At 56.0% G+C, this 17,706-nt stretch carries 18 protein-coding genes; 13 read left to right on the top strand and 5 right to left on the bottom strand.

The features are described from left to right. Positions 1-205 precede the first annotated feature (205 nt). From phnL to phnP, 5 genes are read left to right on the top strand one after another with little or no spacing between them, the layout of a single operon-like run. Complete coding sequence (gene phnL, locus OGY09_RS22485; protein ID WP_003826708.1) at positions 206-892, top strand: phosphonate C-P lyase system protein PhnL; 687 nt, start codon at positions 206-208, stop codon at positions 890-892. Continuing rightward, positions 889-2,025: an alpha-D-ribose 1-methylphosphonate 5-triphosphate diphosphatase gene (gene phnM / locus OGY09_RS22490; protein WP_032942122.1), complete on the top strand. Its 1,137-nt coding sequence runs from the start codon at positions 889-891 to the stop codon at positions 2,023-2,025. Before phnL ends, phnM begins: the two co-directional genes overlap by 4 nt. A gap of 2 nt (positions 2,026-2,027) precedes the next feature. Further along, complete coding sequence (gene phnN / locus OGY09_RS22495; RefSeq protein ID WP_008786953.1) at positions 2,028-2,582, top strand: ribose 1,5-bisphosphokinase; 555 nt, start codon at positions 2,028-2,030, stop codon at positions 2,580-2,582. Next, positions 2,569-3,003, top strand: coding sequence for an aminoalkylphosphonate N-acetyltransferase (gene phnO, locus OGY09_RS22500; RefSeq protein ID WP_008786952.1), 435 nt, complete (start codon positions 2,569-2,571; stop codon positions 3,001-3,003). Before phnN ends, phnO begins: the two co-directional genes overlap by 14 nt. Before the next feature lie 8 nt (positions 3,004-3,011). Continuing rightward, positions 3,012-3,770, top strand: coding sequence for a phosphonate metabolism protein PhnP (phnP, locus tag OGY09_RS22505; protein WP_275399205.1), 759 nt, complete (start codon positions 3,012-3,014; stop codon positions 3,768-3,770). A 52-nt stretch (positions 3,771-3,822) separates the two neighbouring features. On the opposite strand, the gene OGY09_RS22510 is transcribed toward phnP, so the two are convergent. From OGY09_RS22510 to OGY09_RS22525, 4 genes are all read right to left on the bottom strand, one after another. Further along, entirely contained in the window at positions 3,823-4,164 is a 342-nt protein-coding gene (locus tag OGY09_RS22510; RefSeq protein WP_008786950.1) for a HigA family addiction module antitoxin, read from the bottom strand. A 20-nt stretch (positions 4,165-4,184) separates the two neighbouring features. Further along, entirely contained in the window at positions 4,185-4,487 is a 303-nt protein-coding gene (locus tag OGY09_RS22515) for a type II toxin-antitoxin system RelE/ParE family toxin (protein WP_032942116.1), read from the bottom strand. A 155-nt stretch (positions 4,488-4,642) separates the two neighbouring features. Continuing rightward, a complete protein-coding gene (gene yjdP / locus OGY09_RS22520; protein WP_003031807.1) occupies positions 4,643-4,972 on the bottom strand; it encodes a DDRRRQL repeat protein YjdP in 330 nt (109 codons plus the stop codon). A gap of 69 nt (positions 4,973-5,041) precedes the next feature. Beyond that, positions 5,042-7,306 (bottom strand): hybrid sensor histidine kinase/response regulator, encoded by a 2,265-nt coding sequence (locus tag OGY09_RS22525; protein WP_032942115.1) that lies wholly within the window; start codon positions 7,304-7,306, stop codon positions 5,042-5,044. Positions 7,307-7,420: 114 nt separating this feature from the next. Between OGY09_RS22525 and OGY09_RS22530 the strand changes: the two genes are divergently transcribed. From OGY09_RS22530 to OGY09_RS22555, 6 genes are all read left to right on the top strand, one after another. Continuing rightward, a complete protein-coding gene (locus OGY09_RS22530; RefSeq protein WP_003844755.1) occupies positions 7,421-8,944 on the top strand; it encodes a sugar ABC transporter ATP-binding protein in 1,524 nt (507 codons plus the stop codon). Further along, complete coding sequence (locus tag OGY09_RS22535) at positions 8,937-9,932, top strand: ABC transporter permease subunit (RefSeq protein WP_008786947.1); 996 nt, start codon at positions 8,937-8,939, stop codon at positions 9,930-9,932. The genes OGY09_RS22530 and OGY09_RS22535 overlap by 8 nt, the downstream gene beginning before the upstream one ends. 88 nt (positions 9,933-10,020) lie before the next feature. Continuing rightward, positions 10,021-10,962: an ABC transporter substrate-binding protein gene (locus OGY09_RS22540; protein WP_003826688.1), complete on the top strand. Its 942-nt coding sequence runs from the start codon at positions 10,021-10,023 to the stop codon at positions 10,960-10,962. Positions 10,963-11,082: 120 nt separating this feature from the next. Further along, positions 11,083-11,766 (top strand): D-lyxose/D-mannose isomerase, encoded by a 684-nt coding sequence (locus OGY09_RS22545; protein ID WP_032942114.1) that lies wholly within the window; start codon positions 11,083-11,085, stop codon positions 11,764-11,766. 14 nt (positions 11,767-11,780) lie between these two features. Next, on the top strand, positions 11,781-12,641 hold the full coding sequence (locus OGY09_RS22550) for a ketose 1,6-bisphosphate aldolase (protein WP_008786944.1): 861 nt from the start codon (positions 11,781-11,783) through the stop codon (positions 12,639-12,641). Continuing rightward, positions 12,638-13,642 carry a carbohydrate kinase family protein gene (locus OGY09_RS22555; RefSeq protein ID WP_100247236.1) on the top strand — a complete coding sequence of 335 codons (1,005 nt, stop codon included), beginning with the start codon at positions 12,638-12,640 and terminating at the stop codon, positions 13,640-13,642. The genes OGY09_RS22550 and OGY09_RS22555 overlap by 4 nt, the downstream gene beginning before the upstream one ends. Before the next feature lie 87 nt (positions 13,643-13,729). Here the strand turns inward: OGY09_RS22555 and OGY09_RS22560 are convergent, their stop codons facing one another. Continuing rightward, positions 13,730-14,461 carry a response regulator transcription factor gene (locus OGY09_RS22560; protein WP_032942111.1) on the bottom strand — a complete coding sequence of 244 codons (732 nt, stop codon included), beginning with the start codon at positions 14,459-14,461 and terminating at the stop codon, positions 13,730-13,732. Positions 14,462-14,749: 288 nt separating this feature from the next. On the opposite strand from OGY09_RS22560, the gene fdhF reads away from it, so the two are divergent. Together fdhF and yjcO are read left to right on the top strand one after the other, a co-directional pair. Then, the gene (gene fdhF, locus OGY09_RS22565) at positions 14,750-16,897 is read left to right on the top strand and encodes a formate dehydrogenase subunit alpha (RefSeq protein ID WP_080685907.1); all 2,148 of its coding nucleotides are present in this window, start codon (positions 14,750-14,752) and stop codon (positions 16,895-16,897) included. Between the two features lie 91 nt (positions 16,898-16,988). Next, positions 16,989-17,672: a Sel1 family TPR-like repeat protein YjcO gene (gene yjcO / locus OGY09_RS22570; protein ID WP_032934129.1), complete on the top strand. Its 684-nt coding sequence runs from the start codon at positions 16,989-16,991 to the stop codon at positions 17,670-17,672. Positions 17,673-17,706: the final 34 nt, after the last annotated feature.

Here is a 17,706-nt window from a genome sequence, read left to right on the forward strand (position 1 = left end):
GGATGACGGCGATGCCTTATCCGGCCTACGGAGCGGCATCGCTTGTGCCGGATGGCGGCTATGCCTTATCCGGCCTACGGGGCGGCATCGCTTGTGCCGGATGGCGGCTACGCCTTATCCGGCCTACGGAGCGGCATTGGTTGTAGGCCTGATAAGCGAAGCGCCATCAGGCAATTGAACGCAAAAATGTCTAAAGAGGCTAAAAATGAACGCGATCCGCGTTGAAAATGTCAGTAAAACCTTTGTCCTGCATCAGCAAAACGGCGTGCGTCTGCCTGTGCTGCAAAACGCCACTCTGGACGTTAAAAGCGGCGAATGCGTGGTGCTGCACGGTCACTCGGGCAGCGGCAAATCCACATTGCTGCGTTCGCTGTACGCCAACTACCTGCCGGATGAAGGACACATCCACATCCGCCACAGCGATGAATGGGTCGATCTGGTGCAGGCCCCGGCGCGCAAAGTGCTGGAAGTTCGCCGTTCAACCATCGGCTGGGTGAGCCAGTTCCTGCGCGTGATCCCGAGGATTTCCGCGCTGGACGTGGTGATGCAACCGCTGCTGGATCTGGGGGTCTCCCGTGAGGAGTGTGCAGCCAAAGCAGCTAACCTGCTTACCCGCCTGAACGTGCCGGAGCGATTGTGGCACCTGGCGCCGTCGACCTTTTCCGGCGGCGAACAGCAGCGCGTCAACATCGCCCGCGGGTTTATCGTCGATTACCCAATTCTGCTGCTCGATGAGCCTACCGCCTCGCTGGACGCCAAAAACAGCGCCGCCGTCGTTGCATTGATTGAAGAAGCGAAAGCCCGCGGCGCAGCAATTGTCGGCATTTTTCACGATCAAACCGTGCGCGACCGCGTAGCGGATCGTCTGCATCTGATGGGAACAACAGCATGATTATCAATAATGTAAAGCTGGTACTGGAAGATGAAGTGGTGCAAGGATCGCTGGAAATCGAGGGCGGGGTCATTCGCACCTTTGCAGAAAGTCCGAGCAGCCTACCTGAGGCGCTGGACGGCGAAGGCGGCTGGCTGTTACCAGGGCTTATCGAGCTCCATACCGATAATCTCGACAAATTTTTCACCCCGCGCCCGAAGGTAGACTGGCCTGCCCACTCGGCGATGAGCAGCCACGACGCGCTAATGGTCGCCAGCGGCATTACCACCGTGCTGGACGCGGTGGCAATTGGCGATGTGCGCGACGGCGGCGACCGTCTGGAAAATCTGGAGAAGATGATCAATGCGGTCGAAGAGACGCAAAAGCGCGGGGTCAATCGCGCCGAGCATCGCCTGCACCTGCGCTGTGAGCTGCCGCATCACACTACCCTGCCGCTGTTTGAAAAGCTGGTCGGCCGCGAGCCGGTAACGCTGGTGTCACTGATGGATCACTCGCCAGGCCAGCGTCAGTTCGCCAATCGCGAGAAGTACCGCGAGTATTATCAAGGCAAGTATTCGCTCACCGACGAGCAGATGGCCCGCTATGAAGAAGAACAGTTAGCGCTGGCGGCGCGTTGGTCACAGCCCAATCGCACGGCGATTGCCCAGATGTGTCGTGAGCGCCAGATTGCGCTGGCGAGCCATGATGATGCCACCCATGATCATGTGCTGGAATCGCACCAGCTTGGCAGCGTGATCGCCGAATTTCCCACCACCTTCGAAGCGGCTGAAGCCTCGCGCCAGCATGGTATGAACGTGCTGATGGGCGCGCCGAACATCGTGCGCGGAGGATCTCATTCCGGCAATGTGGCGGCGCATAAGCTGGCTGAGCTGGGGCTACTGGATATTCTTTCTTCCGATTACTACCCCGCCAGCCTGCTCGACGCGGCATTTCGCGTGGCGGATGACGACGCCAACCGCTTTACCCTGCCGCAGGCCATTCGTCTGGTGACCCGCAATCCGGCGCGGGCATTAAATCTCGACGATCGTGGCGTTGTAGCCGAAGGCAAACGCGCGGATCTGGTGCTGGCACACCGCAAAGGCGGCAACATCCATATCGACCACGTCTGGCGTCAGGGCAAAAGGGTATTCTGACTATGGGTAAACTGATCTGGCTGATGGGGCCATCCGGCTCCGGTAAGGACAGTCTGCTGGCCGAACTCCGCCAGCAGGAACCGGCGCAACTGCTGGTGGCGCACCGTTACATCACCCGCGCCGCCAACGCCGGGAATGAAAATCATATTGCGCTGAGCGAACAAGAATTTTTTACCCGCGCCGGGCAGAACCTGCTGGCACTGAGCTGGCACGCCAATGGCTTCTACTACGGCGTTGGCGTGGAGATTGACCTCTGGCTACACGCCGGTTTTGATGTGGTGGTCAACGGCTCACGGGCGCATCTGCCCCAGGCGCAGGCCCGTTACGGCACATCTTTACTCCCCATTTGCTTACAGGTTTCTCCGGCGATTTTACGCCAGCGCTTGCAGGCTCGTGGACGGGAGAGCGAAACGGAAATCGCCGCCCGTCTTGAGCGCGCAGCCCGCTACGCCCCGTATGACTGCCACGTCCTGAACAACGATGGAAGTTTGCTACAGTCTGTCGATACACTACTCACACTGATGGGACGCAAGGAGAAGAAACATGTCTGTCTGTGAATTACGCCGCGCTACGCTATACGATACCGATGCGGTTTATGCGCTCATCTGTGAGTTGAAACAGGGTCAATTCGACCTGCAGGCCTTTAGTGCCGGATACGCCGCAAATCTGCAAGATCCCAATATGCACTACCAACTGGCGCAGCTCGACGGACAGGTCGTCGGCTTGATCGGTCTGCACCTGCAGTTTCATCTGCACCACGCTAACTGGATTGGCGAAATACAGGAACTGGTGGTGATGCCGCAGGCGCGAGGATTAACGGTGGGCAGTCAGTTACTGGCCTGGGCCGAAGCCACCGCGCGCGAAGCGGGTGCAGAGATGACCGAGCTTTCCACCAGCACTCAACGCCTTAACGCTCACCGTTTTTATCAGCGCGAAGGCTATACCCAGAGCCATTTTCGCTTCACTAAACCGTTGTAGGGGGAGCCATGAGTCTGACCATTACGCTGACGGGAACGGGCGGCGCGCAGCTGGTGCCGACATTTGGCTGCGACTGTGCGGCCTGCCAACGAGCACACTTACAGGCGCAATACCGTCGACGCCCTTGTAGCGGAGTGGTCAGGTTCAATAATGCGGTGACGCTGCTGGACGCGGGGATCCCGCATCTGATGGACGACTGGCCGGCGGGCAGCTTCCAGCAGTTTTTGCTGACCCACTATCATATGGATCATGTGCAAGGGCTGTTTCCGTTGCGCTGGGGTGTCGGGGCGACCATCCCGGTGTACGGTCCGCCGGATGAACAGGGTTGCGACGATCTGTTTAAGCATCCCGGCATCCTCGATTTTAGCCATACCGTGGCACCGTTCGTGGTGTTCGACCTGCAAGGATTGCAGGTAACGCCGCTACCGCTCAACCATTCAAAGCCGACGTTTGGTTATCTGCTGGAGACCGCACATAGCCGCGTGGCGTGGCTCTCCGATACCGCCGGACTTCCCGACAAGACGTTGAAGTTTCTCCACAATAACCAGCCTCAGGTGATTATCATTGACTGCAGCCATGCCCCGCGCGCCGAGCCACCGCGCAATCATTGTGATTTAAACACCGTTATCGCATTGAACGACGTCATCCACTGCCCACGGGTGATCCTGACGCATATCAGCCATCAGTTTGACCTGTGGATGATGGAACATCCGCTACCAGTAGGGTTTGAGGCAGGATATGACGGAATGGAGATTGTGCTGGAGTAAGGAAATTTGCCGGATGCGATGAAAACATCTTATCCGGCCTACAAACAGATGATTAAGCGACTTTTTTTGCGCCGACATCTCGCTGCGCAATAAAATCTTTAACTGAAACAATCCGGTTCAGTTCTTCTTGCGCCCGCATGTCATTTTCAACTTCCCACAGGTCAACCGCCGCCTGTAGGTTACGCCAGAAATCAACGGAGGTATCGAACGCTTTTGCCAAACGAAACGCCATATCCGTTGTTAATTTGCGATTATTGTTGACCAGTGCGCTCACTGTATTGCGGTGAACATGCAGAATTTCAGCCAGATCGTTGATTTTCAGATCAAGCGGTTCCAGGTATTCATATTGCAGGATATCACCCACAGTCGTTGGTTTTCTGGATGCCTGTTTCATATCGTTACCTTACGTTTTCTCTAATAGATGTGTGGATCTAAGTACACATCTTCGGCCTTACCATTAATCCATTTAAATATTAATCGGTACTGCTTGTTTACTCTGATTGAAGAATATTCCTGTAATTTTCCGGTTAACTCTTCATATCTGTTACCGGGTGGCGAGCGCAAATCCCGATGCGAAACAGCCGCATTAATGATATCCAGCTTTCTGGCTAATGCAGTGTGAATATCCGCAGGTATTTTTCTGTGCGATGTCGCCCGTTCAAAAAAATCTTCAAGCCATGTATCCCGAAAATTTCTGATATTTAATGATTTAGACATTCCATTGCCAGCACCTTTTCCATAAGCATAGAGAGATTGTAGTGCATACATGCACTGTGCTCAAGTGCATTCATTAACATAAAATGGTGAGCTGTTGGGCGAGCAGGTAAATCCCTGCCAGAAAGATAAAATACCCATAAATTTAATCGTTACCGCTAACGATCGTAATCCTCTTCCATTCTGCGCTCTTCGTCTTCTAACTGACGCCGTTCTTGATCGAGCTGGCGCTGACGGTCATCCAGTTGGCGACGTCGATCTTCAAACTGGCGGCGGCGATTGTCATATTGCCTGCGCCGGTCGTCACTCATCTGGCGCTGCCAGCTTTCATCACGCGAATCATCATAATCCCGCCCGTTGTCCGGTTTGTATGCGTCATTAATCGCCTGCTGAATATTACCAATGGCGTCATCGATAATATCCGCCTGTGCCGATACGGTGGTCAGCATTAGCAAACTAAAAAGAAGGAATGTCGCGGAGCGTTGCATAAAACCAGCCTCATCAAGAAACTCGCCCCACGGTAATCAAAGCGTATTTGCGCGGGTAGCGGAGGAATCTCAATTACGCGAATGCCGCAGCGCCTGCGCCAGCTCTCCCCGAGTAAAAGGCTTACGCAATAGCGCCACATCCGGCAACGCCGGGTTATGCGCCGGACGTAAATCCTGACCGCTTATCAGCAGGATGGACAACTGCGGATAATGTGCCAGAGCATGGTTAACCACATCCACGCCGCTTAAACCACCTGGCAGCATTAAGTCGCTGATAAAAATATCAATCTCGGATGAAGCCGCCAGCATATGCATCGCCTGTTCCCCGTTTGCAGCCTCTAACGTCAGGTAGCCCAGCAGGTGTAATTGCTCGCACAACGTCTGGCGTACATCGTCTTCATCCTCAAGCACCAACACCAGTTTTTCACCACTGTTCGCCGCATGTACCGCCACCGGTTCTGCCTGAGCCTGCACCGGCACAACGGCACGAGGCAGTTGTAGCCTGACCGTCGTTCCCTGCCCGGGAGCGCTTTCAATCTCCACCCGACCTCCGGACTGGCGCACAAAACCGTAAACCATCGACAGCCCCAGTCCGCTGCCGCTACCGGTCTGTTTGGTGGTGAAAAACGGCTCGAAGACCTGGGCTTTCACCTCCTGCGACATCCCGCTACCCTGGTCGGCAACCTCCAGCATCACCATATCCTGCTTGCGCCCATCGCTGCGCGTGACCCGCTGATTCCAGGTACGGATTTTAATCGTGCCCGCCTGCCCGTCCGTGGCGTCACGGGCGTTCATCACCAGATTGATAATGGCGTTTTCCAGTTGGCTGACGTCAATCCACGCGGGCCAGGCGGGAGACTGGGCTTCAATCTCCAGCGTCAACGTGGCCGGAAGAGAGTGGCGCATCAGTTCGCCCAGATTTTCCAGCAGCGTTTTCAGTTCCACCGCATGAGGGTGCAACGACTGTTTGCGCGAAAAGGCCAGCAGTCGCTGGGTAAGCAACGCCCCACGCTCGGCGGCTTTTAGCGCCCGATTTACCCGTGGCGCATCGGGCGACTCCGGATTCACCAGATCCAGACTGCCAATAATAACCGCCAGCAGGTTATTGAAATCATGTGCTAATCCGCCCGTCAATTGCCCCACCGCCTTCAGCTTTTGGCTGTGCAACAGCGCTTCTTCCAGCCCCTGACGTTCGGTGCGATCGATTTCCATCTGGCTGGTTTTTTCTTTTAGCAGTCGGGTGGTGTGCTCCAGCGACGCCGTATTCCGGGCAAAGACGCTAAAGGCGCGGGCCAGCTCGCCTAACTCATCACGACGCTGCAGGGCCGGTACGCTGACGTCTGATTCACCGTGCGCCAGCCGGGTCATCGCCCGTGAAATGGCCGTCAGGTTGGAACCGAGATTACGGTAGATATACCACCCGGCAAAACCGGTGATCACCACCGCCAGCAGCGCAAACACTAAAATAAACAACGCGCCGGATTGCAGTTCCTGATGGCTTTGCGCCACCCGTTGCTCTGAGATCAGCGCCACCTGCGAGGCATACTGATTGATATCGCTGTTGAGGATCGCCACCAGCGCTTTGATATGAAACATATACCAGTTGATGGCCAAATCGCTCTGCTCCAGCGCGGAAGAGAGCGGCTCCAGCTTATGCAGCTCCTGGTTGAAGTCGTTGAGGATACCGCTAATCAGCGGACTAGCATGGCGCAAGGGAAGCGCAGGCATCACCGCATCCAGTTGTTTCACCACCGAACGCGGCGTGGGCGTGTCGATGGCGGCAACAATTAAGCGGTCCATCTGCCCCAGCAGCGCATCATCCTGCGCGCCGGTCAACTTTTGCAGATGACGTAAATAGCTTTGATTTTGATACAGCGAACTGAGCAACGCGTTACGCTCCAGGTGTCGCCGCTGCCCGCGCTGCAACATCCCTTCTACGCTTCTTTGTAGTTCATTACTGCGCTGGATAATACGCTCGACCAGCACCGGCTCTTGCTGTGCCAGCGGCGCGGTAGCCAGTTGTTCCAGCGACTGCTTCAGCGCCCTTTGCGTCTCCTGCAGCCGCTCCGCTTCCCCTTTGTATTCCAGCGCCCCGACCACCTGCGACAGCCGCACCGCCGCCGTCGCCACGTTCGCCGTATCCCGCGCCAGGTTCATGCTGCCGGTCATGTCGTCAACGGTTTGCTGCTGCACCTGCTCCTGAATCTGACTGGCATGCTGAAAACCCAGCACCGCCACGCCGCTCACCATCAGCGTGACAGCCACCACCAGCAGATTGAAGAACAGCAATCGTCCGCGCGCACTGGCGAGAAAGTGACGTCCCGGTTGCGGCATATCACGCTCCGTGAAGAAAAATCGCAATATGACAAATATGAACGGCTTCTGACATTTTGCATTTACATTCCTGTGATGGACTGCTGATATCGGCCACCCCACAGGAGATCCGCCATGAGCAGGACACCGGTTCTGGAGATGCGCAACATTGCTAAAGCGTTTGGCAAATTTTACGCGCTGAAAGGGGTCGATTTAACGGTCTGGCCGGGCGAGATTCATGCCCTGATGGGCGAGAATGGCGCGGGGAAGAGCACCCTGATGAAGATCCTCGCAGGCGCCTATACCGCCACCAGCGGTGAGATCCTGATTGACGGTCAGCCGTTCCATATTCGCGGTCCTAAAGATGCGCTTAGTGCAGGCATCACGCTGATTTATCAGGAGATGCAGCTCGCGCCGAACCTGACGGTAGCGGAAAATATCTTTCTTGGCAGCGAGCTGTCGCGCGGCGGGCTGGTCCAGCGTAAAGAGATGGTCATGCAGTCGCAGAAAGTCATCGACCGACTCGGTGCCCAGTTTAAGGCCAGCGACCGTGTGATGACGTTGACCATCGCCGAACAGCAGCAGGTGGAAATTGCCCGCGCCCTGCACCGTAACAGCCGCATTCTGGTAATGGATGAACCCACCGCCGCCCTCTCCTCACGTGAAACTCACCGCCTATTTGAACTGATCATGCGCCTGCGCGATGAGGGGATGGCGATTATCTACATCAGCCACCGCATGGCGGAAGTGTACGAACTCTCGGACCGCGTCAGCGTCCTGCGTGACGGGCAATATGTTGGCAGCCTGACCCGCGACAAGCTCAACGCCTCGGAGCTGGTACGCATGATGGTGGGCCGTCCGTTGAGCGATCTGTTCAACAAAGAGCGCGACATTCCCTTAGGTAAAGCACGCCTCAATGTTCATCACCTGACCGACGGCCATAAAGTCCAGCCGTGCAGCTTGCTGGTGCGCTCCGGGGAGATCGTCGGCCTGGCCGGGCTAGTCGGTGCGGGGCGTTCTGAACTGGCTCAGCTTATTTTTGGCGTGCGTAAAGCCATCGGCGGCATGATTGAAGTAGACGGTGAACCGGTAGTGATCCACTCCCCCCGCGAGGCGATTGACCACGGCATTGGCTTTCTGACGGAAAACCGCAAAGAACAGGGATTATTTTTAGAGCTGGCAGCGGCAGAAAACATCACCATGGCAACGCTGGAGCGTGACGCCAACTGGGGCATGCTCGATCGCAAAAAGGCGCAGGCTATTTCCGATGACGCCATCAAGCTGCTCAACATCCGCGTGCCGCACGCACAGGTACGCGCGGGCGGGCTGTCCGGCGGAAATCAGCAAAAACTGCTGATTTCACGCTGGGTCGCGATCGGCCCACGTATTTTGATCCTCGATGAACCCACGCGCGGCGTGGACGTCGGCGCCAAAAGCGAGATCTACCGGATCATGAACGATATGGCGCGCAAAGGCGTAGCGATCCTGATGATCTCCAGCGAGCTGCCGGAAGTCGTCGGTATGAGCGATCGCGTGTACGTCATGCGGGAAGGCAGTATTGCCGGCGAGCTGAACGGACAAAGCATTACCCAGGAAAATATTATGACGCTGGCAACCGGCGTGAACGACTCCCACCATCAGGCGGTGCCCCATGAATAATCCAACCACTCCCCAGCAGGTGGCGAAATCCGCCTCCGCAAAAAAAATGCTGATGAGCGATCTGATGCAAACGGTCGGCATCTTACCGATTCTCATCCTGATTGTGGCGGTATTTGGCTTTATCGCGCCTAACTTTTTTACCGAAAGTAACCTGCTGAATATTACCCGTCAGGCCTCGATCAACATCGTGCTGGCGGCTGGCATGACCTTCATTATTTTGACCGGCGGGATCGACCTCTCGGTTGGCTCGATTCTCGGTACCACCGCTGTCGCAGCCATGGTCGTTTCTCTTATTCCTGAGCTTGCCATGCTATCGATTCCGGCGGCGCTGATGCTCGGTCTGGTGCTGGGGTTGTTTAACGGCGCGCTGGTCGCTTTTGCCGGACTACCGCCGTTTATCGTCACGCTTGGAACCTATACGGCGCTGCGCGGTGCGGCCTATCTGCTGGCCGACGGTACAACGGTGATTAACTCCAATATCAGCTTTGAGTGGATCGGTAACAACTATCTCGGCCCGGTTCCGTGGTTGGTGGTCATTGCGCTGGCGGTGGTGGTGGTGTGCTGGTTCATTCTGCGCCGCACCACGCTCGGCGTTCATATCTACGCGGTCGGCGGCAATATGCAGGCCGCACGTTTAACCGGGATCAAAGTGTGGCTGGTGCTGCTGTTCGTCTACGGCATGAGCGGTTTGCTCTCAGGTCTTGGCGGGGTGATGAGCGCCTCGCGGCTGTATAGCGCCAACGGCAACTTAGGTATGGGTTACGAGCTGGACGCCATCGCGGCGGTGATCCTCGGCGGCACCAGCTTTGTTGGCGGGATCGGCACTATCACCGGCACGCTGGTGGGGGCGTTGATAATCGCCACGCTCAATAACGGCATGACGCTGATGGGCGTCTCCTATTTCTGGCAACTGGTGATCAAAGGGGCGGTGATCATCATAGCGGTGCTGATCGACAAATACCGTACCCGACACCATCAAAGTGCATAGACAAGCTTACTGGCCTACTCATTCGTAGGCCTGATAAGCGCAGCGCCATCAGGCGTATAACAACAATACCCTACGTGAGGAAACGAGTATGCGTTTGAAGCCATTAGTAACCGCGCTCTGTGCTGGCGCCCTGCTTGCTGCAGCTCCGTTTGTGCAGGCAAAAGAACTGAAATCGATTGGCGTTACGGTGGGCGATCTGGCCAACCCGTTCTTCGTGCAGATCACCAAAGGCGCGGAGCTGGAAGCACGCAAGCTGGCAGGTGATAGCGTTAAAGTAACGCTGGTTTCCAGCGGCTACGATCTGGGTCAACAGGTGTCGCAGATCGACAACTTTATTGCCGCCAAAGTCGACATGATTATCCTTAACGCTGCCGACTCCAAAGGCATCGGCCCGGCGGTAAAACGCGCGAAAGACGCCGGGATCGTGGTGGTTGCCGTTGACGTGGCAGCGGAAGGCGCAGACGCGACCATTACCTCCGATAACACCCAGGCAGGTGAAATGGCCTGTAAGTACATTACCGACCGCCTGAAAGGCAAAGGCAACGTCGTCATCATCAACGGGCCGCCGGTTTCCGCCGTCCAGAACCGCGTGGAAGGCTGCCAGACTGAGTTTAAACGCCACCCTGACATCAAGGTGCTGTCGCATAACCAAAACGCCAAAGGCAGTCGTGAAGGCGGGCTGGAGATCATGACCGCGCTGCTGGCGGCGAATCCGAAGATCGACGGCGTATTCGCCATTAACGATCCGACGGCGATCGGTGCCGATCTGGCGGCAAAACAGGCGCAGCGTAGCGAATTCTTTATTGTCGGCGTAGATGGATCCCCGGACGGTGAAGAAGCGCTGAAGCGCGAAAACTCACTATTTGTGGCGACTCCGGCACAAGATCCGCAGGTGATGGCTGCCAAAGCGGTCGAAATCGGCTATGACATATTGCAGGGGAAACCCGCCCCGAAAGAACCCGTGCTGATCCCGGTGACGATGATCGATAAAAACAACGTCGGCAGTTATAAGGGTTGGACGGTTAAATAGCCCGCCACAACAACGCCGGATGGCGGCAAAAATGCCCTATCCGGCCTACAAGATCGCTATGAATTTGTAGGCCGGATAAGCGCGGTGCCATCCGGCATTATATTAAGGAGGATTCAGCCGATGAAACGCTCCGCAATAAACGAGATCCTTGGCCACACGCGCCAGTTTTTCTCTCAGCACGACGTGCATCTCCCCCCTTTTGCCAGCTTCCCCCCGACCCAATGGCGCAAGCTTGATGCTGCAGCCTGGAGCGAAGTGTTCGACCTTAAGCTCGGTTGGGATGTCACCGCATTTGGCGGCAACAATTTCGCCGCGCAAGGGTTAACGCTGTTCACTCTGCGTAATGGCTCGCCGAAAGGCATGCCTTACGAGAAATGCTACGCCGAGAAAATCATGCATGTTCGCGATGCGCAGGTCACGCCGATGCATTTTCACTGGCGCAAACGCGAAGACATTATCAATCGCGGCGGCGGCAATTTAATTGTGGAACTGTGGAATGCGGGGATCCGGGAACAAACGGAGGAGACCGACGTCAGCGTGGTAATTGACGGCTGTCGGCAAACCCATGCAGCGGGCAGTCAGTTACGCCTGACGCCGGGTGAAAGCATCTGCCTGCCGCCGGGCCTGTATCACAGCTTCTGGGCGGAAGAAGGTTTTGGCGACGTGCTGGTCGGCGAGGTTTCTTCTGTTAATGACGACGACCACGATAATCACTTTTTGCAACCGATCGCCCGCTATAACGACATTGAAGAAGACGAGCCGGCGCAGCTGGTGCTGTGTAACGAATATCGCTTGTTCCGCTAACCAAGGAGCGCATTATGCCGTTGATATCTCTCGCTGATGGCCTTGCCCATGCCCGTGAGCATCACTATGCCTTAGGGGCATTTAATGTTCTGGATTCACACTTCCTGCGCGCGCTGTTTGCCGCGGCAAAGCAGGAACGTTCGCCGTTTATCATCAATATCGCCGAAGTACATTTTAAGTATATCTCGCTGGATTCTCTGGTCGAAGCGGTCAAGTTCGAAGCCGCGCGGCATGACATTCCGGTGGTGCTAAACCTTGACCACGGCCTGCACTTTGAGTCGGTAGTTCGGGCACTACGCTTAGGGTTCAGTTCAGTGATGTTCGATGGCTCCACGCTGGAGTATGAAGAAAATATCCGCCAGACCCGCGAAGTGGTAAAGATGTGCCACGCCGTCGGCGTGTCGGTGGAAGCCGAACTGGGTGCAGTCGGCGGCGATGAGGGCGGCGCGCTGTACGGCCATGCCGACGAGTCGCTATTTACCGACCCAATGATGGCGCGTGATTTCGTCGACAGAACCGGGATTGACGCGCTGGCGGTCGCCATTGGCAATGCCCACGGCAAATACAAAGGCGAACCGCTGCTCGACTTCCCACGTCTGGACGCCATTCGCCAGCAGGCGGCAATCCCGCTGGTACTGCACGGCGGCTCCGGCATCAGCGACGACGATTTCAAGCGCGCGATTGAACTCGGCATTCACAAAATCAACTTCTATACCGGCATGTCGCAGGCGGCGCTGTCGGCGGTAGAAACACGGATGGCGAATCGCCAGCCGCTGTACGACGAATTCGCCGAACTGCTGCTCGGCATTGAAGAGGCCATTACCGATACCGTTTCGGAACAGATGCGCATTTTTGGCAGCGCGGGACGGGTCTGATGGAACGCAAAGGCGTTATCGCCGCAGGCAACATGCTGGTCGATCACGTGCATCAAATTGTGCAGTGGCCGGAACGTGGCTGGCTGGCGGAAATCACCCGTAGCGAACGCGCCACGGGCGGTGCGCCGCTTAATGTGCTGCTGACGCTGGCAAAAATGCACACTGGGCTGCCGTTGCAGGCGGTGGGGTTAATCGGTCAGGACAGCGACGGCGACTACATCATGGCGATGCTGGAGCAGTATCACGTTAATCGCCAACACGTGCAGCGCACCACATTCGCCCCCACGTCGATGTCGCAGGTGATGACCGATCCCAGCGGTCAGCGCACCTTTTTCCACTCGCCCGGTGCCAATCGGCTACTCGATCTGCCTGCGTTTGAGCAACTGGATACCTCGATGAAAATCTTCCATCTGGGATATCTGCTGCTGCTCGACAGTCTGGACATGCCGGATGAGGAGTTCGGGACGCGTAGCGCACGGCTGCTGGCGCAAATGCGCGACAACGGCTTTGAAACGTCGCTGGATCTGGTCTCACGCAAGGGCGACCCGCGCTATCAACCGCTGGTGATGCCAGCCCTGCGCCATCTCGACTATCTGGTGATTAACGAGCTGGAAGCCGGGGAGTTCAGCGGGCTGGAGATCCGCCAGCCCAACGGCGAACTGCATATTGCGCACATCGCCACCGCCGCACGCGAATTATTGGATGCAGGTGTACGCCAGCGGGTGGTGATCCACTGTCCGGAAGGTGCCTGGGGTGAAGCACCGGATCTGCCGGGCGTCTGGATCCCGTCGCAGTACCTGGCGCAGGAGGAGATCGTTGGCAGCGTCGGGGCGGGAGATGCGTTTTGCGCTGGATTTTTGTATGGCTGTCATGAGCGCTGGTCGCTGACGGACAGCGTCAGGTTGGCACACGCCTGTGCGCGGGCAAGCTTGCTGTGCGCGAATGCGATAGATGGCGCGAAGACGCTGGCAGAGTTGAAAGCAGAAATGGCTGACGCCTGATGCGCTACGCTTATCAGGCCTACGGAGTTGTTATCGCTTTTGTAGGCCGGATAAGGCGTTTACGCCGCATCCGGCAACTGCACACGATCACGCCGCCTTATCGTGATGCTGCACGTCGGCGGCAAACACATAACCCAGCCCACGCAGGGTTTTGATCAACATTGGCTGGTGCGGGTTGTTCTCTATTTTTCGCCGCAGCCGCATGATTAACACGTCAATAGTGCGGTCAAACACCTCAACGCTGTCGCTGCGCGTCAGCTCCAGCAGCTGTTCCCGGCTCAGCACCCGGCGGGCATTTTGGGCCAGCGCCAACAGCAGGCTGTATTCCCCCTGCGTCAACTCCACCTTCAACTGCTGGGGATTATGTAACTGGCAACCGGCGGTATCGAGATGCCAGCCATTGAAAGAAAGCCCCGTGGTTTGCGGGCAGCCGCTTTCTGCCGTTAACACGCCAACGCGTCTGAGCACCGCCTTTACCCGCGCCACCAGCACCCGCGCATTGAACGGCTTACCGATATAGTCGTCAGCCCCCATTTCCAGTCCGACCACCACATCCGACTCGCTGCCTAAGCCCGTCAGCATGACTACCGGTAATCCGGGTCTCATCTTTTGCACCTGCTGCAACACCATCAGACCGTTGATATCGGGCAACATCATGTCCAGCAATACCAGAGCGATATCCGGCTGAGTCTCAATGCAGCGCAGCGCCTCCTGCCCGGTGTGACAGGCGGTCACCGTAAAGACGTGTTCGCTCAGCACATCCTGTAAAAGCGTGCAGACAGCGATGTCATCATCCACAACCAGTATGGCTGGCTTCATTGTTTTTCCCCATTTCTGGCCAACTTAAATGAGTGTGATTGATTCTGCACAGAGTGACAGCGATAAGGCACAAGGATGTGCGGGAAACATAACCTCGGTCACACTGCCGGGGCGTCACGTATTGGAGATTCGTCACGTCAAATATGACGACAGCCTGTTTTTCGTCAGGGTTTTGCGCAAAATTCGCCCGTAATATCGACTAATGCCCCTGATAAAAACATGGCATAAAAGATGCATAACAAAAACGACAAGCGCGTATGCGCGATTTGATTAACTGGAGCGAGACCGATGAAAAAAGTCGTCACGGTTTGCCCATATTGCGCATCAGGTTGCAAAATCAACCTGGTGGTCGATAACGGCAAAATCGTCCGGGCTGAAGCGGCGCAGGGGAAAACCAACCAGGGTACCCTGTGTCTGAAGGGCTACTATGGCTGGGATTTTATCAATGATACCCAGATCCTGACCCCTCGTCTGAAAACCCCTATGATCCGTCGCCAGCGTGGCGGCAAACTGGAATCCGTTTCCTGGGATGAAGCGCTTGATTACGTCGCCAGTCGTCTGAGCGCCATCAAAGCGAAGTATGGCCCGGACGCTATTCAGACGACCGGTTCATCTCGCGGTACGGGTAACGAAACCAACTATGTAATGCAAAAATTCGCGCGCGCCGTTATTGGTACCAATAACGTTGACTGCTGCGCTCGCGTCTGACACGGCCCATCGGTTGCAGGTCTGCACCAATCGGTCGGTAACGGCGCAATGAGTAATGCTATCAATGAAATTGATAACACAGATTTAGTATTCATCTTCGGGTACAACCCGGCGGATTCCCACCCGATCGTGGCGAATCACGTGATTAATGCTAAACGTAACGGGGCGAAAATCATCGTCTGCGATCCGCGCAAAATTGAAACCGCGCGTATTGCCGACATGCACATCGCGTTGAAAAACGGCTCGAACATCGCGCTGCTCAACGCTATGGGTCATGTCATCATCGAAGAAAAACTGTACGACCAGGCGTTCGTCGCCTCCCGTACGGAAGGATTCGAAGAGTACAGCAAGATCGTCGAAGGCTACACGCCGGAGTCCGTCGAAGATATCACTGGCGTTAGCGCGCAGGATATTCGTCAGGCTGCACGTATGTATGCCACGGCGAAAAGCGCGGCCATCCTGTGGGGCATGGGTGTTACCCAGTTCTATCAGGGCGTGGAAACCGTGCGTTCACTGACTAGCCTCGCAATGCTGACCGGCAACCTCGGTAAGCCGAGCGTGGGCGTTAACCCGGTTCGTGGGCAGAACAACGTTCAGGGCGCATGTGACATGGGCGCGCTGCCGGATACCTATCCGGGCTATCAGTATGTGAAAGATCCGGCTAACCGCGAGAAGTTCGCTAAAGCCTGGGGCGTGGAAAGTCTGCCTGCTCATACCGGTTATCGCATCAGCGAACTGCCGCACCGTGCAGCGCATGGCGAAGTACGCGCGGCGTACATCATGGGTGAAGATCCATTACAAACCGATGCTGAACTCTCCGCAGTGCGCAAAGGCTTTGAGGATCTGGAACTGGTCATCGTGCAGGATATCTTCATGACCAAAACTGCCGCTGCCGCAGACGTTATTTTACCGTCTACGTCATGGGGTGAGCATGAAGGCGTATTCTCCGCAGCTGACCGTGGCTTCCAGCGCTTCTTTAAAGCCGTTGAGCCGAAGTGGGATCTGAAAACGGACTGGCAGATTATCAGTGAAATCGCCACCCGTATGGGCTACCCGATGCACTACAACAATACCCAGGAAATCTGGGACGAGTTGCGTCATCTGTGCCCGGATTTCTACGGTGCCACTTACGAGAAAATGGGCGAACTGGGTTATATCCAGTGGCCTTGCCGCGACACCTCAGAAGCCGACCAGGGTACGTCTTATCTCTTCAAAGAGAAGTTCGACACCCCGAACGGCCTGGCGCAGTTCTTCACCTGCGACTGGGTAGCGCCAATCGACAAACTCACTGAGGAGTACCCGATGGTACTGTCTACAGTGCGTGAAGTCGGCCACTACTCTTGCCGTTCGATGACCGGTAACTGTGCGGCGTTGGCCGCGCTGGCGGATGAACCGGGCTATGCCCAGATCAACACCGCCGACGCAGAACGCCTGGGCATCCAGGATGAAGAGCTGGTGTGGGTGAACTCGCGTAAAGGCCGGGTCATTACCCGTGCGGCAGTCAGCGATCGTCCAAACAAAGGCGCGATTTACATGACCTACCAGTGGTGGATTGGCGCATGTAATGAACTGGTAACCGAGAACTTAAGTCCGATTACCAAAACGCCGGAGTACAAGTACTGTGCTGTAAACGTTGAACGCATTGCCGATCAGCGCACTGCCGAGCAGTATGTCATTGATGAGTACACCAAGCTGAAAGCCAGCCTGCGCGAAAGCGCGATGGGTTAAGCTTCCCCTGACGGCCTCCATTCGGAGGCCGTTTTTTTATGCACATAATCTCTCTATACTGTTCATTCCCTACACTAAATCTAAATATAAGATGAAACGACTTTTCGCCTTGATGGTGTTAATGACATGCTTTGTCCATGCCGAAGAGCCCGGTAGTCAGTTTTTGAAAGCCGCCGAGTCCGGAGACCGACGTGCACAATATTTCCTCGCTGATACCTGGTTTAGCTCAGGCGATTTGGGTAAAGCGGAATATTGGGCGCAAAAAGCCGCCGACAATGGTGATGCCGATGCTTACGCATTGCTGGCACAAATTAAGATTACCAATCCGGTCAGTCTGGATTACCCCCAGGCCAAAACGCTGGCGGAAAAAGCGACCCAGGCAGGCAGTAAAACTGGGGAAATTACGCTGGCGCGTATTCTGGTCAACACTCAGGCTGGACACACCGATTACCCCAAAGCCATTACCTTGCTGCAAAACGCCTCCGAAGACCTGGAAAATGATTCCGCCGTCGACGCGCAAATGCTGCTCGGACTGATTTACGCCAACGGCGTGGGTATTCCCGCAGATGATGAGAAAGCGACGTGGTATTTCAAGCGTAGCTCAGCCATTTCCCGCACCGGTTATTCCGAGTACTGGGCCGGAATGATGTTCTTAAACGGTGAGCAGGGTTTTATCGTGAAGAATAAACAGAAGGCACTGCACTGGCTGAATCTGAGCTGTACGGAAGGATTCGATACCGGCTGCGAAGAGTTTGATAAGTTAACCAACGGGTAGTCGTTGTAGGCCTGATAAGCGTAGCGCCATCAGG

The sequence above is a fragment of the Citrobacter sp. Cpo071 genome (assembly GCF_030332765.1).
Lineage (GTDB): Bacteria > Pseudomonadota > Gammaproteobacteria > Enterobacterales > Enterobacteriaceae > Citrobacter > Citrobacter portucalensis.

What these genes read in the sequence shown, in the direction of transcription:
- phnL (WP_003826708.1), top strand. Translation starts at nt 206, where the DNA reads ATGAACGCGATCCGCGTTGAAAATGTCAGTAAAACCTTTGTCCTGCAT.
- phnM (WP_032942122.1), top strand. Translation starts at nt 889, where the DNA reads ATGATTATCAATAATGTAAAGCTGGTACTGGAAGATGAAGTGGTGCAA.
- phnN (WP_008786953.1), top strand. Translation starts at nt 2,028, where the DNA reads ATGGGTAAACTGATCTGGCTGATGGGGCCATCCGGCTCCGGTAAGGAC.
- phnO (WP_008786952.1), top strand. Translation starts at nt 2,569, where the DNA reads ATGTCTGTCTGTGAATTACGCCGCGCTACGCTATACGATACCGATGCG.
- phnP (WP_275399205.1), top strand. Translation starts at nt 3,012, where the DNA reads ATGAGTCTGACCATTACGCTGACGGGAACGGGCGGCGCGCAGCTGGTG.
- OGY09_RS22510 (WP_008786950.1), bottom strand. Translation starts at nt 4,164, where the DNA reads ATGAAACAGGCATCCAGAAAACCAACGACTGTGGGTGATATCCTGCAA.
- OGY09_RS22515 (WP_032942116.1), bottom strand. Translation starts at nt 4,487, where the DNA reads ATGTCTAAATCATTAAATATCAGAAATTTTCGGGATACATGGCTTGAA.
- yjdP (WP_003031807.1), bottom strand. Translation starts at nt 4,972, where the DNA reads ATGCAACGCTCCGCGACATTCCTTCTTTTTAGTTTGCTAATGCTGACC.
- OGY09_RS22525 (WP_032942115.1), bottom strand. Translation starts at nt 7,306, where the DNA reads ATGCCGCAACCGGGACGTCACTTTCTCGCCAGTGCGCGCGGACGATTG.
- OGY09_RS22530 (WP_003844755.1), top strand. Translation starts at nt 7,421, where the DNA reads ATGAGCAGGACACCGGTTCTGGAGATGCGCAACATTGCTAAAGCGTTT.
- OGY09_RS22535 (WP_008786947.1), top strand. Translation starts at nt 8,937, where the DNA reads ATGAATAATCCAACCACTCCCCAGCAGGTGGCGAAATCCGCCTCCGCA.
- OGY09_RS22540 (WP_003826688.1), top strand. Translation starts at nt 10,021, where the DNA reads ATGCGTTTGAAGCCATTAGTAACCGCGCTCTGTGCTGGCGCCCTGCTT.
- OGY09_RS22545 (WP_032942114.1), top strand. Translation starts at nt 11,083, where the DNA reads ATGAAACGCTCCGCAATAAACGAGATCCTTGGCCACACGCGCCAGTTT.
- OGY09_RS22550 (WP_008786944.1), top strand. Translation starts at nt 11,781, where the DNA reads ATGCCGTTGATATCTCTCGCTGATGGCCTTGCCCATGCCCGTGAGCAT.
- OGY09_RS22560 (WP_032942111.1), bottom strand. Translation starts at nt 14,461, where the DNA reads ATGAAGCCAGCCATACTGGTTGTGGATGATGACATCGCTGTCTGCACG.
- yjcO (WP_032934129.1), top strand. Translation starts at nt 16,989, where the DNA reads ATGAAACGACTTTTCGCCTTGATGGTGTTAATGACATGCTTTGTCCAT.